Below are 14,633 nucleotides of genomic sequence, written 5' to 3'. Positions count from 1 at the left end.
TCGAAGCATGGCATCCGACTCCTTCGTCCACCTGCACGTGCACAGCGAGTACTCGATGCTCGACGGGGCTGCGAAGATCAACGCGATGACGCAGGCGGCCGCCGATTACGGCATGCCGGCGATCGCGGTGACGGACCACGGGAACACCTTCGCGGCGTTCGAGTTCTACAACGCGGCCCGCAACGCCGGCATCAAGCCCATCGTGGGTCTCGAGGCCTACGTCACTCCGGGCACGCACCGCAGCGACAAGACCCGCGTGCAGTGGGGCTCGGCGGACCAGCGCAGCGACGACGTGTCGGGTTCGGGCGCGTACACCCACATGACCATGTGGAGTCAGAGCACGGAGGGCATGCACAACCTCTTCCGGCTGAGCTCGCTGTCGAGCATGGAGGGTTACTACTTCAAGCCGCGTATGGACCGCGAGCTGCTCCAGACATACGGCAAGGGGCTCATCGCCACGACGGGGTGCCCGTCGGGAGAGGTGCAGACGCGGCTGCGGCTCGGGCAGTACGACGCCGCCCGCGCGGCTGCGGCGGAGTTCCAGGACATCTTCGGCAAGGAGAACTACTTCGCCGAGATCATGGACCACGGCCTGTCGATCGAGCGCCGGGTCATGACCGATCTGCTGCGGCTCGCGAAAGACCTCGGCATCCCGCTCGTGGCCACCAACGACTCGCACTACACCCACCAGCACGAGGCCGACGCCCACGCAGCCCTGCTGTGCGTGCAGTCCGGCTCCACGCTCGACGACCCGAACCGCTTCAAGTTCGACGGCGACGGGTACTACATCAAGACCGCGGCCGAGATGCGGCAGCTCTTCCGGGACCACCCGGAGGCCTGTGACAACACGCTCCTGATCGCCGAGCGCTGCGAGGTGGAGTTCAACACCTCGGCGAACTACATGCCGCGGTTCCCGGTCCCCGACGGCGAGACCGAGGACAGCTGGCTCATCAAGGAGGTCGAGAAGGGCCTCCACTACCGGTACCCGAACGGCATCCCGGACAAGGTGCGCAAGCAGGCCGAGTACGAGACCGGCATCATCCTCCAGATGGGCTTCCCCGGGTACTTCCTCGTCGTCGCCGACTTCATCAACTGGGCCAAGGACAACGGCATCCGGGTCGGTCCGGGACGTGGCTCCGGTGCCGGTTCGATGGTCGCCTATGCGATGAAGATCACCGACCTCGACCCTCTCGAGCACGGTCTGATCTTCGAGCGGTTCCTCAACCCGGACCGCGTCTCGATGCCCGACTTCGACGTCGACTTCGACGACCGTCGTCGCGGCGAGGTCATCGAGTACGTGACCCGGAAGTACGGGTCCGAGCGCGTCGCGCAGATCGTCACGTACGGCACGATCAAGTCGAAGCAGGCGCTCAAGGACGCCGGTCGCGTCCTCGGCTTCCCGTTCAGCATGGGCGAGCGACTCACCAAGGCCATGCCCCCGGCCGTGATGGGCAAGGACATGCCCCTCGACGGCATGTTCGACTCTGCGCACCCGCGCTACAAGGAGGCGAGCGAGTTCCGCGCCCTCATCGAGACCGACCCCGAAGCGAAGACGGTCTTCGATCGGGCCCTCGGCCTCGAGGGGCTGAAGCGACAGTGGGGCGTGCATGCCGCCGGCGTCATCATGTCGTCGGAACCCCTGCTCGACATCATCCCGATCATGCGCCGCGAGCAGGACGGCCAGATCGTCACGCAGTTCGACTATCCGTCGTGCGAGTCCCTCGGCCTCATCAAGATGGACTTCCTCGGCCTCCGGAACCTCACGATCATCTCGGACGCGCTCGACAACATCCGGATGAACCGCGGTGAGGAGCTCGATCTCGAGCACCTCGGTCTCGATGACCCCGCCGTCTACGAGCTGCTGGCCCGCGGCGACACGCTCGGCGTCTTCCAGCTCGACAGTCCGCCGCTGCGTTCACTCATGCGGCTCATGAAGCCGGACAACTTCGGCGACATCTCGGCCCTCATCGCGCTGTACCGTCCGGGGCCGATGGGTGCGAACTCCCACACCAACTACGCGCTGCGCAAGAACGGGCAGCAGGAGATCACCCCGATCCATCCCGAACTCGCGGAACCGCTCGCTGAGATCCTGGAGGAGTCCTATGGACTCATCATCTACCAGGAGCAGGTCATGGCCATCGCGCAGAAGGTGGCCGGGTTCAGCCTCGGTCAGGCCGACATCCTGCGCCGCGCGATGGGAAAGAAGAAGAAGTCCGAGCTGGACAAGCAGTATGCGGGGTTCGCGGCGGGAATGACCGAGCGCGGCTTCGGGGAAGGAGCGGTCAAGGCGCTGTGGGACATCCTCCTGCCGTTCTCGGACTACGCCTTCAACAAAGCGCACTCCGCCGCGTACGGTCTCGTGTCCTATTGGACCGCCTACCTCAAGGCGCACTACCCGGCCGAGTACATGGCCGCACTCCTCACGAGCGTCGGCGACTCGAAAGACAAGATGGCGCTCTACCTCAACGAGTGCCGCCGAATGGGCATCAAGGTGCTGCCGCCGGACGTCTCCGAGTCGATCAACTTCTTCGCGGCCGTCGGCGATGACATCCGCTTCGGCCTCGGCGCCGTCCGCAACGTCGGCACGAACGTCGTCGACGGCATCGTGCAGTCGCGCAAGGACGAGCGGTTCACCTCGTTCCATCACTTCCTCGACAAGGTGCCGCTGCACGTCGCCAACAAACGCACGGTCGAGTCGCTGATCAAAGCCGGGGCCTTCGACTCGATGGGTGACACCCGTCGGGCCCTCCTCGAGATCCATGAAGACGCCGTGGAGGCGGCGGTGGACCGGAAGCGCAACGAGGCTCAGGGCGCCATCGGCTTCGACTTCGACAGTCTCTACGACGGCATGGAGGAGGCGGCACCCGCGAAAGTGCCCCCTCGTCCCGAGTGGATCAAGAAGGACAAGCTCGCCTTCGAGCGGGAGATGCTCGGCCTCTATGTCTCTGACCACCCGTTGGCTGGTCTAGAGGTCCCGCTCGCGAAGCATGCCTCGATCTCCATCCACGACCTCAACAACTCCGAGGACCTGCAGGACGGCGATCAGGTCACCGTGGCCGGCCTCGTCACGAGTGTCCAGCATCGTGTGGCGAAGGCGAGCGGAAACCCGTACGGAATGATCACCGTGGAGGACTTCAACGGCGAGGTCACCGTGATGTTCATGGGCAAGACGTACCTCGAGTTCCAGCACACTCTGCAGCAGGATGCGATCCTCGCCGTGCGCGGGCGCGTCTCCCGGCGTGATGACGGCCTGAACCTGCATGCCCAGTCTGCCTTCGCCCCCGACGTCGGCTCCTTCGATGCAGCAGGGCCCCTGTCTCTCGTCCTCGCCGAGCAGCGCGCGACGGAACGGGTCATGACGGAGCTGGCCGAGGTGCTCCGGCGGCACAGCGGGGACACCGAGGTACTGCTGCGCGTGCATCGCGCTGGCACAGCGAAGGTGTTCGAGGTGCCTATGCCGGTGAAGGTCTCCGCCGACCTCTTCGGTGACCTCAAGTCACTGCTCGGACCAACCTGTCTGGGGTGAGCGGGTAGGATCGGGAGCCGTCGAGAGCACCGGAAAGATGTGGTGCGCCGATGAGGAAAGGACGACTATGAGCACGGATCTTCCCGAGCCGGACGCCGAAGCGGTGTTCAGCGATGAGGACGGCGTCCTCTACGACGACGAGGTCACGCCGGAGTACGGCATCCTCGGATTCACGCTGCGCGAGCTCCTGATCGTCGGAGTCTGGCTGGTCTCCTTCCTCGTGTCCTTCTTCCCGCTCAGCGGGGGGATCTCGCTCTGGGGCATCGGCATCCAGTGGATCCTGCCGATCGGCGTGCCGACGGTCGCCGTGTTCCTCCTCGTCCTCCGGCGGTTCTCACCCGACGGCATCCGCCGGGTGGGGTCGCTCGGCATCGATCAGTTCGCCTCCGTGGCCTTCTCGGTCTCGGCGTGCGTGTGGGCCGGCAACCTGTGGCTCGCCCTGTCGGCCGTCATCTCCACCGGCAACTGGGGTCTGCCCTGGAACGCCGTCGTGCAGGTCATCACCTCGACCGCGCTCGTCGTGCTCACCGTCTTCGCCCCGCTCATCCCGGGCCTCAAGGAGGACTTCCAGGGGCGGCTCGTCACTCTCGCGCACCGCAACGCCAATCCGGTGCGCCCGGTGATCGCACGGCCGCGTCCCGAGGCGACGTCGAGCGGATCCGCCGCTGAGGCCCCTGCCGCCGCCGAGTCTCCCGCTGCGGCGGCCGAGGGCGAGACAGCCGTGATCTCCGACGCCGATGCCGAGCAAAGCACCGGTGACGCGGACGCCGCCGCCGATCTCCGCGACACCGACACCGACACGCGTGACGTGTCGGCGAACGGCGCGGATCGCGTCCCTCTCACCGCGCATGCCTCGGGCGGGGGAACCGGAACCGTGCCGGTCTCCGCGGAAGACGAGTACACCCCGGTCTACTCGCGGCGGTCCCGCGGGGAGCAGCCGGAGATCGTTTCCGACACCGGCAGCATCGAGTCACTGTTGGGCGCCAAGGCGCTCTCCGAGGAGGAACTCGCGGCCGCGCAGGAACCGGCATCGGAAGACGTGACGGCGGTGCATTCCGTCATCGACGATCACCAGGCCGCCGCTCCGCGTCGGAACACGCCCGAGGCGCAGCCCTTCTGGATCCTCGCCCCGACCGAGCGCGACGTGCACGACGAACGCGGAGAGCCGATCTTCCGCATCGGTCCGACCGCCTGGGCGCTCGTCATCGAGGATCGGGGCGGGGCGTTCGTCGTCCGCCACGATGACGGCCGCATCGGCTATCTCCACGACATCGCCGGCATCACGAAGGGCTGACATGCGCACGATCGATCTGCGGGGGCGCGAGCTCTCGCCCGCTGACATGCTCGCGGCCGTTCCGCGCGCGACCCAGGCACGAGCCGAGGCGCTCGACACCGCCGCGCGTCTCGTCGACGACGTGCGGGATCGCGGCGAGGACGCGCTGCGGGAGCAGGCGGAGCGGTTCGACCGGGTCACCGGGCACGCTGTGCGGGTGCCGGAAGCACACCTCGCGGATGCGCTGTCGAACCTGGCTCCGACGGTCCGCGCTTCCCTCGAAGAGGCCATCCGACGTGTGCGCCTGGCCTCGGCCGCGCAGGTCCCCGCACCGCAGGTGACGAGGATCGGCGAGGGAGCGACCATCACGCAGCGCTGGCAGCCGGTGGCCCGTGTCGGGGTCTACATCCCCGGGGGCAAGGCCGTCTACCCGTCGAGCGTCGTCATGAACGTCGTCCCCGCGCAGGTCGCGGGGGTGCAGCAGATCGCCCTCGCCTCGCCGCCGCAGGCGGACCAGGACGGTCGCGTCCACCCGACCATCCTGGCCGCCGCGGCGCTGCTCGGGGTCTCCGAGGTCTACGCGATGGGCGGAGCCGGAGCCATCGGTGCGCTCGCCCACGGTGTCGCGAGCCTGGGGCTCGATCCCGTCGACGTCGTGTCGGGACCCGGAAACAACTACGTCGCGTCGGCGAAGCGGGCCGTCGCCGGGGTGGTCGGCACCGACTCCGAGGCCGGCGCGACCGAGATCCTCGTCGTCGCCGACGCCGACGCCGACCCTCGCCTCATCGCCGCCGACCTCGTCAGCCAGGCCGAGCACGATGAGCAGGCCTCGGCCGTCCTCGTGACGGATGCCCTGGAGATCGCGGAGCAGGTCCGCGCAGAGGTCGAGCAGCAGGCTGCGCGCACGCGGCACAGCGAACGCGTCGGGGCTGCGCTGTCCGGCCCGCAGTCGGCGATCGTGCTGGTGGACGATCGAGCGACGGCGGCCGCGTTCAGCAACGCCTACGCCCCGGAGCACCTGGAGCTGCACCTCGCGGATGCGGAGGAGGCGGCAGCCGCCTTCACGAGCGCCGGTGCCGTGTTCGTCGGCGACCAGACCCCCGTCAGCCTCGGTGACTACATGGCCGGAAGCAACCACGTGCTGCCCACCGGCGGTCAGGCCCGCTACGCACCGGGCCTGGGCGCCTACACGTTCCTCCGCCCACAGCAGGTCGTCTCCTACGACCGCTCGGCCCTGGCCGCTGTTCGGGAGGGCGTGGTCGCGCTCGCCGAAACCGAGGTGCTCCCGGCCCACGGCGAGGCGATCGAGGCCCGCTTCACCGCGTAGGATCTGTCAGATGCACTGCCCCTTCTGCCGTCACCCCGACTCCCGGGTCATCGATTCCCGCACCAGCGACGACGGACTCTCGATCCGTCGGCGCCGTCAGTGTCCGGAATGCGGAGGACGGTTCTCCACGACGGAGACGGCGAGCCTCAACGTCATCAAGCGCTCGGGCGTCATGGAGCCCTTCAGCCGGGAGAAGGTCATCTCCGGCGTGCGCAAGGCCTGCCAGGGGCGTCCCGTGACGGAGGCGGACCTCGCGATCCTCGCGCAGCGGGTGGAGGAGGCGGTCCGACAGACCGGCGTCTCCCAGCTCGACACGAACGAGATCGGCCTCGCCATCCTGGGGCCGCTTCGTGAGCTCGACGAGGTCGCCTTCCTCCGCTTCGCGAGCGTCTACCAGGCGTTCGACTCGCTCGAGGACTTCGAATCCGCGATCAGCGACCTCCGGGCCGACCACGCGAAGGCGGAGGCGGCGGACCGGTAATCTGGCAGGGATGTATCCGCTGCTCTTCCGCGCCGTCCTGTCGCGCTTCGACCCCGAGTTCGCCCACCACGCCGGCATGGCGGTGATCCGCGTACTCGGTGTGCCGCCGCTGTCGTGGGCCACCCGCGCGATGACCCGCCCTGACCCTTCGCTTCGCGTCGAGGCCCTGGGGCTGACGTTCCCGTCGCCGTTCGGCATCGCGGCCGGGTTCGACAAGAACGCCGTCGGGGTTCGCGGACTCGCGGCGCTCGGCTTCGGCCACGTTGAAGTCGGCACGGTCACGGCTGTCCCGCAGGAGGGCAACCCGAAGCCGCGCCTGTTCCGGCTGGTCGAGGACCGGGCGGTCATCAACCGCATGGGCTTCAACAACCGGGGCGCGGATGCCGCAGCCCGTCGTCTCGCCCGCCTTCGCCGCGGCGCCCCCGACACGGTGATCGGCGTGAACATCGGCAAGAGCCGCGTGGTGGACGTCGAGGACGCCGTCGCCGACTACGTCGCCTCCGCCACCCGCCTGGCTCCGCTGGCCGACTATCTCGCGGTCAACGTCTCATCGCCGAACACTCCCGGGCTGCGGGGTCTGCAGGCGGTGGAGACCCTGGCGCCGCTGCTGCGCGCCGTCCGTGACGCGGCCGGGTCCACTCCGCTGCTCGTGAAGATCGCCCCCGATCTGCCGGATGACGAGATCACCGCGATCGCGCGGCTCGCCGTCGAGGAAGGGCTCGCGGGCATCATCGCCCACAACACGACGATCAGCCGTGACGGACTGCGCACCGATGCGGCCGTCGTCGAGGCGGCCGGTGCGGGCGGTCTCTCCGGTGCTCCGCTCAAGAAACGATCGCTGGAGGTGCTCCGGGTCGTCCGTGCCGCGGTCCCCGAGGACTTCTGCGTGATCGCGGTGGGCGGTGTCGAGACGGCCGCCGATGTGCAGGAGCGTCTGGATGCCGGAGCCACCCTGGTCCAGGGCTACACGGCGTTCCTCTACCGCGGCCCGTTCTGGGGCCGCGAGATCAACCGAGGACTGGTCAGTCGGGGTACTGCCCGCGCTTGACCTGCGGCTTGGGCAGGCGCATGAAGCGCATCTGCAGAGCCCGCATGCCGGCGTACCAGCCGAGACCCTTCTCGACGCGGTCCTTGCCGAACTTCGCGGCCGCCTTGCGCTTGACCCGCATGCCGAGGAGGATCATGCCGCCGATCGCGATCACGAGGTAGGCCATCATGAACAGGTACGCGTAGAACGAGATCATCATGTTCGTCGGCAGCAGCGAGGCCAGGATGACGAGCACCATGACGCCCATCACGAACTCGGCGGGGTGCCAGCCGGCGTCGACGTAGTCGCGCACCCACCGGCGCTGCGGGCCCTTGTCACGCGCGGGGAGGTACTTCTCCTCGCCGGCGGCCATGCCGGCCTGCGCCTTCGCGCGGCGCTCGTTGAGCTCGGCGCGAGCCGCCGCCTTCGCCTCCTTGGTGTTCGCCACGAGGGGGCGCCGGCGCGCAGCCTCCTGCTCGGCGCGGGTCGGCGTCGCGCGTCCCTTGCCGACGGCAGGCGTCTGGGGGGCGTCGTCGTTCGTCGAAGGGGAGGCGGGGGTAGTGGCCACGAGGTTCCTCGGTTCGCTGGGGTGGGTCGCCTTAAGATTACTCGCATGACCTCACCTGCACTTCCCAGCGAGTCCGACGCCGCCGTCCTCGAAGCGGTCGCCACCGGCATCCCCTCCGCGCTGTCGGACCTCGGGAGCCTCGTGCGCATTCCCGGCATGGCCTGGCCCGCCTTCGACCAGACGCAGCTCGAGCGCAGCGCCGACGCCGTCGCCACGCTCGCGCGCGGCACCGGGGTGTTCGACGAGGTGAAGGTACTCCGTGCCGACATCCCCGGTACCGACGAGCAGGGCCAGCCCGCCGTCCTCGCGACGCGCGCGGCGCGGAACGGGAAGCCGACGATCCTCCTCTACGCCCACCACGACGTGCAGCCTCCGGGGGACGACGCCCTGTGGGAGACGCCGCCATTCGAGCCGACGGTGCGTGACGGCCGCCTGTACGGACGCGGCGCCGCGGACGACAAGGCCGGCATCATGGCCCACATCGGCGCGATCCGCGCGGTCGCCGAGGTGCTCGGAGACGACCTCGACCTCGGGATCGCGATGTTCATCGAGGGGGAGGAGGAGTACGGCTCGCGTTCCTTCGCACAGTTCCTCTCCGACAACAAGGAGGCCCTCCGCGCCGATGCGATCGTCGTCGCTGACTCGGGCAACTGGGATTCCGTCACGCCGGGCCTGACCGTGTCCCTCCGCGGCAACGCACGCTTCACCCTGAAGGTGCGCACGCTCGACCACGCGTCCCATTCCGGGATGTTCGGTGGCGCGGTTCCCGACGCGATGATGGCGACCGTGCGACTCCTCGCCACGCTGTGGAACGAGGACGGCTCCGTCGCGGTCGAGGGGATGACCGCTCGGGATGCCGAGACGCCCGAGTACACCGAGGAGACACTGCGCGACGAGGCCGGGCTCCTCCCGGGGACGACGCCCATCGGCGACGGCACGATCCTCAGCCGTATCTGGAACAAGCCCTCCGTCACGGTCATCGGCATCGATGCGACGAGCGTCGCCTCAGCCTCGAACACCCTGCTCCCGGAGGTGACCGTGGTGATCAGCGCCCGTGTCGCCCCCGGGCAGTCCGGTCAGGATGCCTACGAGGCTCTGGAGCGCCACCTCCGTGCACACGCGCCCTTCGGTGCCGAGCTGACCTTCTCCGATGTGGACCTCGGCAACCCCTTCCTCGTGGACACGAGCGGGTGGGCGGTCTCCCTCACCCGCGACGCGATGCGCGACGGGTACGGCGTCGCTCCGGTGGACCTGGGCGTCGGCGGGTCCATCCCGTTCATCGCGGATCTCGTGCGGGAGTTCCCGGAGGCCCAGATCCTCGTCACCGGCGTAGAGGATCCGCATTCCCGCGCACACAGCCCCAACGAGTCGCTGCACCTGGACACGTTCCGGCACGCCGTGGCGACCGAGGCCCTGCTGCTCGCCCGTATGAACGCGCGGGAGATCTGAGCCTCCCGTCCCCACCGGCGGTAGAATCGTCGGAGAGCCCGTACCCGGCCCGTCATGAGGAGCGACATGAGCGACACCACCCTGTCCGCAGAGACCACAAGCGCACACGGCGTCAAGCTGACGGACGCCGCCGCCACGAAGGTGAAGAACCTCCTGGAGCAGGAGGGTCGCGATGACCTCCGTCTGCGCGTCGCCGTGCAGCCCGGCGGCTGCTCGGGCCTGATCTACCAGCTCTACTTCGACGAGCGGTACCTCGAAGGCGACGAGACCGTCGACTTCGACGGTGTCGAGGTCATCGTCGACAACATGAGCGTTCCCTACCTCGACGGTGCCTCGATCGACTTCAAGGACACCATCTCGGAGCAGGGCTTCACCATCGACAACCCGAACGCGGCGGGCAGCTGCGCCTGCGGCGACAGCTTCCACTGACACGTTCTTCCCGCGAACGGCCGTCGTCACCTCGCGTGACGGCGGCCGTTCCGCTTCTCAACCTGCATGGTTGGCATGAATCAGGTGTGAGGTTGCTCTAGACTTGGACATGCCTTGTCCGCGATCTGAAAGGTGCATCGTGCCCTCGAAACGCCGCCTTCGTTGGGCCGCACTCCCTGTGGGAGTTGTGGCAGCTGTGGCTCTGGCGGGATGTACTCCCACCGAGCTGAACGGCTTTCTTCCGGGCTTCGTGGATGGTGGTCCGGCAGCAACCAACCAGACGGAGCGCGTGTCGTCCCTCTGGGTGAACTCCTGGATCGTGCTCCTCGCGGTCGGTGTCGTCACCTGGAGCCTCATGGCCTGGGCTGCGATCGCTTACCGCCGCCGCAAGGGCCAGACCGGCCTCCCGGTGCAGATGCGCTACAACATGCCGATCGAGATCTTCTACACGATCGTGCCGCTCATCCTCGTGCTGGGCATGTTCTTCTTCACGGCTCGCGACCAGACCGAGATCGAGACGAAGTGGGACGATCCCGACGTCGAGATCACCGCGATCGCCAAGCAGTGGGCGTGGGACTTCCAGTACAACGGTGAGACCGAGGAAGACACCGTGTGGACCATGGGCATCCAGGCCCAGCCCGACGCGGAAGGCAACATCGACCAGGCGGAGCTGCCGACCCTGGTGCTGCCGGTCGACCAGAAGGTCACCATCAACCTGCAGTCGCGCGACGTCATCCACTCCTTCTGGATCATCGACTTCCTCTACAAGAAGGACATGTTCATCGGGAAGGACAACTCCTGGTCCTTCATCCCCACCCGTGAGGGCGAGTACGCCGGCAAGTGCGCCGAGCTCTGCGGCGAGTACCACTCGATGATGCTCTTCAACGTGAAGGTCGTCTCGCAGGACGAGTACAACGCCTACCTCGAAACCCTCGAGGAAGAGGGCAACACCGGGGACATCACCGACGCGTACGACCGTCTCTCGAACCTCCCCGGCACCTCCGGGAAGACCGACACCGAGGAAGGAGAGGAGTAAGCCATGTCGACCACTGAAGCTCCTCGCACCGACGAGGCACCTCGCTCCCGTCCCACCACCCTGCCCGCGCGCCAGGCTGCTCTGATGAGCTCCTCGCGCGTCGAGCAGAAGGGCAACATCGTCGTCAAGTGGATCACCTCCACGGACCACAAGACGATCGGGTACATGTACCTCATCGCCTCGGTGATGTTCTTCCTCCTGGGTGGCGTGATGGCGCTGGTGATCCGCGCCGAGCTGTTCGCTCCGGGGATGCAGATCGTCCCGACCAAGGAGCAGTACAACCAGCTGTTCACGATGCACGGCACGATCATGCTGCTGATGTTCGCGACGCCGCTGTTCGCGGGATTCGCCAACGCGATCCTGCCGCTGCAGATCGGCGCTCCGGACGTCGCGTTCCCGCGTCTGAACGCCTTCGCCTTCTGGCTGTTCCTGTTCGGCTCGACCATCGCGGTCGCCGGCTTCCTCACCCCGCAGGGCGCGGCCTCGTTCGGCTGGTTCGCGTATCAGCCCTTGGCCAACGCGTCGTTCTCGCCAGGAGCGGGCGGAAACCTCTGGATGCTCGGTCTCGGCATCTCGGGCTTCGGTACCATCCTCGGTGCGGTGAACTTCATCACGACGATCATCACGATGCGTGCTCCCGGCATGACGATGTGGCGCATGCCGATCTTCAGCTGGAACACGCTCATCACCAGCCTGCTGATCCTGATGGCCTTCCCGGTCCTGGCCGCGGCGATCTTCGCCGCCGCCGCCGACCGCGTGCTCGGTGCGCACATCTACGACCCGGCCAACGGCGGTGTCCTGCTCTGGCAGCACCTCTTCTGGTTCTTCGGCCACCCCGAGGTCTACATCATCGCGCTGCCGTTCTTCGGCATCGTCTCGGAGATCTTCCCGGTGTTCAGCCGGAAGCCGATCTTCGGGTACAAGACCCTGGTCTACGCGACGATCGCGATCGCGGCCCTGTCCGTCGCCGTGTGGGCGCACCACATGTACGTCACCGGCTCCGTGCTGCTGCCGTTCTTCGCCCTGATGACGATGCTCATCGCGGTGCCCACCGGTGTGAAGATCTTCAACTGGATCGGAACGCTCTGGCGCGGTTCGGTGACGTTCGAGACCCCGATGGTGTTCTCGCTCGGCTTCCTCGTGTCGTTCGTCTTCGGTGGCCTCACCGGTGTGATCCTCGCGGCCCCGCCGCTGGACTTCCACCTCAGCGACAGCTACTTCGTCGTGGCGCACTTCCATTACGTGGTGTTCGGTACGGTCGTGTTCGCGATGTTCGCAGGCTTCTACTTCTGGTGGCCGAAGTGGACGGGTCGCATGCTGAACGAGCGCCTCGGCTACGTGCACTTCTGGATGCTGTTCGTCGGCTTCCACATGACCTTCCTCATCCAGCACTGGCTCGGTGTCGACGGCATGGTGCGTCGCTACGCGGACTACTCCGCAGCGGACGGCTGGACGTGGCAGAACCAGGTCTCGACGATCGGCGCGATCATCCTCGGCGCCTCGATGCTGCCGTTCTTCCTGAACGTCTGGATCACGGCGCGCAAGGCGCCGAAGGTCACGGTGAACGACCCCTGGGGCTACGGCGCCTCGCTCGAGTGGGCCACGTCGTGCCCGCCGCCGCGGCACAACTTCACGTCGATCCCGCGCATCCGCAGCGAGCGTCCGGCCTTCGACCTGAACCACCCGGAGGCCGCGGAGTTCGCGACCACCGCACCCGGCGAGCGAGAGGGCCACTGAGCCATGCGCGACAACGTCATCATCTGGTGGGTCCTCACCGCGTTCTTCGCCCTCGTCGGCGTCGTCTACACGGGCTGGAACATCCTGGCTCACCCGGGCCTTCCGCTGGTGAACCAGATCGAGTGGGTCGGCACGGTCGCCCTGTTCTTCTCGGCCTTCATGGGTGCGATGGTCGCTTTCTACCTCGACCGGACGCACAAGGCGCAGAACGGTGAGCTGCCCGAGGACATCCTCACGTCGGACATCGACGACGGTGACCCCGAGCTCGGCGAGTTCAGCCCGTGGTCCTGGTGGCCGCTCGTCCTCGCGGCTTCGGCGGGTGTCTTCGTCGTGGGTCTTGCGGTCGGTCACTTCCTGCTCCCGATCGGCCTCGCGATCTTCGTGGTCGCGATCGTCGGCTGGGTCTACGAGTACTACCGCGGCAACTTCGCCCGCTGAGTCTCCTCGCACCACGAAGGCCCCCGGATCACTCCGGGGGCCTTCGTCGTTCCTGTGAACAGTTCACACGTGGGTGCGGACGCGGGGGATTCCGGTCAGCGGGTCGACGGGACGGTGGTGCACACCCTCGGCGTCTTCGATGGGATATCCCTCGCGGGCCCAGTACTCGAAGCCGCCGATCATCTCGCGCACGCGATAGCCGAGACGAGCGAACTCGAGCGCGCCGCGGACGCCGCCGTTGCATCCGGGACTCCAGCAGTAGACCACGACCTCGGCGTCCGCCGGGATCTCCTCCGGGGCACGGTGGGCGATCTCGCTGTGAGGCATGTGGAGCGCGCCGGACACGCGCCCCTGGGCGAATGCCTCGGTCGAGCGGACGTCGACCACGACCAGTGCGCGGCCGGCGGCACGGTCGGCGTGCACGTCGCTGGGGTCGGTCTCGAAGGCGAGTCGGGCGGCGAAGTAGTCGAGGCGATCGATCATGAGCCCAGACTAGGGATGTGCGGGCGCCGACGACCGAGGGATCCCGTCGTGCGTCGCGCGAATCCTGCCGTCGTAGCCGGTCAGAGTGCCGCAGTCATCTGGATCCGCCGTCCGTACCGGGTCAGGCCGAGACGCTCTTCGACGGCGACGAGCTCGCGGAGGAAGTCGGTGTCCGGCGTCGACTCGGTGAAGCCGCAGCGGGAGTAGAACGGGGCGTTCCAGGGTACGTCCGCGTAGGTGCGCAGCGTGAGCTGCGAGCGGCCCCGACGGCGGGACTCGTCCTGGGCCGCCAGGACGAGGGCGCGACCGATCCCGCGGCGACCGGAGGCGGGGTGGACGGACAGCTGCTCCAGATGGGCGCACCCGGGTCCCTCGAGCACCTGCACGAACCCGACCGGCACCTCGAGTCCGCCGGCAGGCTCCGCCTTAGGGGAGCAGGTGGCCACCAGGACGAACCCCTCGGCGCGCCGGCGGTCGTCGGCTGTCGACGGCGGGGGCCAGTCCTCGGCACCGAAGCGATCGGTCAGAAGGATGTCAGCGGCGCGCTCGATCTCCTCGAGGACGGCATGGTCCTGATCCGTCGCGTGTCGGACAAGGGCGGTCATGCACGGTCCGCGGGCAGAGCGGCGATCGCCTCGACCTTGACGAGCTGGTCGTCGTAGCCGAGGACGGTCACGCCGAGGAGGGTGCTGGGGACGTCGTGAGCGCCGAAAGCGGCGTGGATGACGTCCGAGGCCGTGACGAGGTCCCGCTGCGCGGAGGAGGCCACCAGGACGCGCGTGCTGATGACATCCGTCGGAGCGGCGCCGGCAGCCTTGAGCGCGTCGGCGAGGAGGGGAGCACGGAGCAGGCGGACAGC

General features: G+C 67.9%; 13 protein-coding genes and 1 pseudogene. 10 read left to right on the top strand and 4 right to left on the bottom strand.

Annotated features, from left to right (window positions below; genetic code table 11):
* Positions 1 to 7 precede the first annotated feature (7 nt).
* The 5 genes from dnaE to KZC57_RS03865 all read left to right on the top strand — a co-directional run bounded on the left by dnaE (position 8) and on the right by KZC57_RS03865 (position 7,655).
* Positions 8 to 3,526, top strand: a complete 3,519-nt coding sequence (gene dnaE, locus KZC57_RS03885) for a DNA polymerase III subunit alpha (protein ID WP_060921222.1) — start codon at positions 8 to 10, stop codon at positions 3,524 to 3,526.
* Between the two features lie 67 nt (positions 3,527 to 3,593).
* Positions 3,594 to 4,820, top strand: coding sequence for a hypothetical protein (locus KZC57_RS03880; protein WP_060921221.1), 1,227 nt, complete (start codon positions 3,594 to 3,596; stop codon positions 4,818 to 4,820).
* 1 nt (position 4,821) lies between these two features.
* Positions 4,822 to 6,126 (top strand): histidinol dehydrogenase, encoded by a 1,305-nt coding sequence (hisD, locus tag KZC57_RS03875; protein ID WP_247641083.1) that lies wholly within the window; start codon positions 4,822 to 4,824, stop codon positions 6,124 to 6,126.
* A gap of 10 nt (positions 6,127 to 6,136) precedes the next feature.
* Positions 6,137 to 6,607, top strand: a complete 471-nt coding sequence (nrdR, locus tag KZC57_RS03870; RefSeq protein WP_025105071.1) for a transcriptional regulator NrdR — start codon at positions 6,137 to 6,139, stop codon at positions 6,605 to 6,607.
* 10 nt (positions 6,608 to 6,617) lie between these two features.
* The gene (locus KZC57_RS03865) at positions 6,618 to 7,655 is read left to right on the top strand and encodes a quinone-dependent dihydroorotate dehydrogenase (protein ID WP_060921219.1); all 1,038 of its coding nucleotides are present in this window, start codon (positions 6,618 to 6,620) and stop codon (positions 7,653 to 7,655) included.
* Here KZC57_RS03865 and KZC57_RS03860 read toward each other — a convergent pair.
* Entirely contained in the window at positions 7,630 to 8,202 is a 573-nt protein-coding gene (locus KZC57_RS03860) for a DUF3043 domain-containing protein (protein ID WP_060921218.1), read from the bottom strand. The genes KZC57_RS03865 and KZC57_RS03860 overlap by 26 nt on opposite strands.
* A gap of 45 nt (positions 8,203 to 8,247) precedes the next feature.
* On the opposite strand from KZC57_RS03860, the gene KZC57_RS03855 reads away from it, so the two are divergent.
* From KZC57_RS03855 to KZC57_RS03835, 5 genes are all read left to right on the top strand, one after another.
* Positions 8,248 to 9,651 carry a dipeptidase gene (locus KZC57_RS03855; RefSeq protein WP_247641082.1) on the top strand — a complete coding sequence of 468 codons (1,404 nt, stop codon included), beginning with the start codon at positions 8,248 to 8,250 and terminating at the stop codon, positions 9,649 to 9,651.
* 66 nt (positions 9,652 to 9,717) lie between these two features.
* Complete coding sequence (gene erpA / locus KZC57_RS03850; protein ID WP_060921216.1) at positions 9,718 to 10,080, top strand: iron-sulfur cluster insertion protein ErpA; 363 nt, start codon at positions 9,718 to 9,720, stop codon at positions 10,078 to 10,080.
* 109 nt (positions 10,081 to 10,189) lie between these two features.
* Positions 10,190 to 11,116 carry a cytochrome c oxidase subunit II gene (coxB, locus tag KZC57_RS03845; RefSeq protein WP_060921215.1) on the top strand — a complete coding sequence of 309 codons (927 nt, stop codon included), beginning with the start codon at positions 10,190 to 10,192 and terminating at the stop codon, positions 11,114 to 11,116.
* 3 nt (positions 11,117 to 11,119) lie between these two features.
* Positions 11,120 to 12,853, top strand: a complete 1,734-nt coding sequence (ctaD, locus tag KZC57_RS03840; RefSeq protein ID WP_025105065.1) for a cytochrome c oxidase subunit I — start codon at positions 11,120 to 11,122, stop codon at positions 12,851 to 12,853.
* A gap of 3 nt (positions 12,854 to 12,856) precedes the next feature.
* A complete protein-coding gene (locus tag KZC57_RS03835; RefSeq protein ID WP_025105064.1) occupies positions 12,857 to 13,291 on the top strand; it encodes a cytochrome c oxidase subunit 4 in 435 nt (144 codons plus the stop codon).
* A gap of 63 nt (positions 13,292 to 13,354) precedes the next feature.
* Here KZC57_RS03835 and KZC57_RS03830 read toward each other — a convergent pair whose 3' ends face one another.
* From KZC57_RS03830 to KZC57_RS03820, 3 genes and pseudogenes are all read right to left on the bottom strand, one after another.
* Positions 13,355 to 13,774 carry a rhodanese-like domain-containing protein gene (locus KZC57_RS03830; protein WP_060921214.1) on the bottom strand — a complete coding sequence of 140 codons (420 nt, stop codon included), beginning with the start codon at positions 13,772 to 13,774 and terminating at the stop codon, positions 13,355 to 13,357.
* An 80-nt stretch (positions 13,775 to 13,854) separates the two neighbouring features.
* A complete protein-coding gene (locus KZC57_RS03825) occupies positions 13,855 to 14,379 on the bottom strand; it encodes a GNAT family N-acetyltransferase (protein WP_144881282.1) in 525 nt (174 codons plus the stop codon).
* A pseudogene (locus tag KZC57_RS03820) lies at positions 14,376 to 14,597 on the bottom strand (RidA family protein); the annotation flags it as partial. The pseudogene KZC57_RS03820 and the gene KZC57_RS03825, both read right to left, overlap by 4 nt.
* Positions 14,598 to 14,633 lie beyond the last annotated feature (36 nt).

Origin of the sequence: Microbacterium sp. KSW4-4 (assembly GCF_023091185.1) — a bacterium.
GTDB lineage: Bacteria > Actinomycetota > Actinomycetes > Actinomycetales > Microbacteriaceae > Microbacterium > Microbacterium paraoxydans.
The sequence above is the reverse complement of the archived record's forward strand: the minus strand, read 5'-3'. Positions and strand labels throughout refer to the sequence as shown.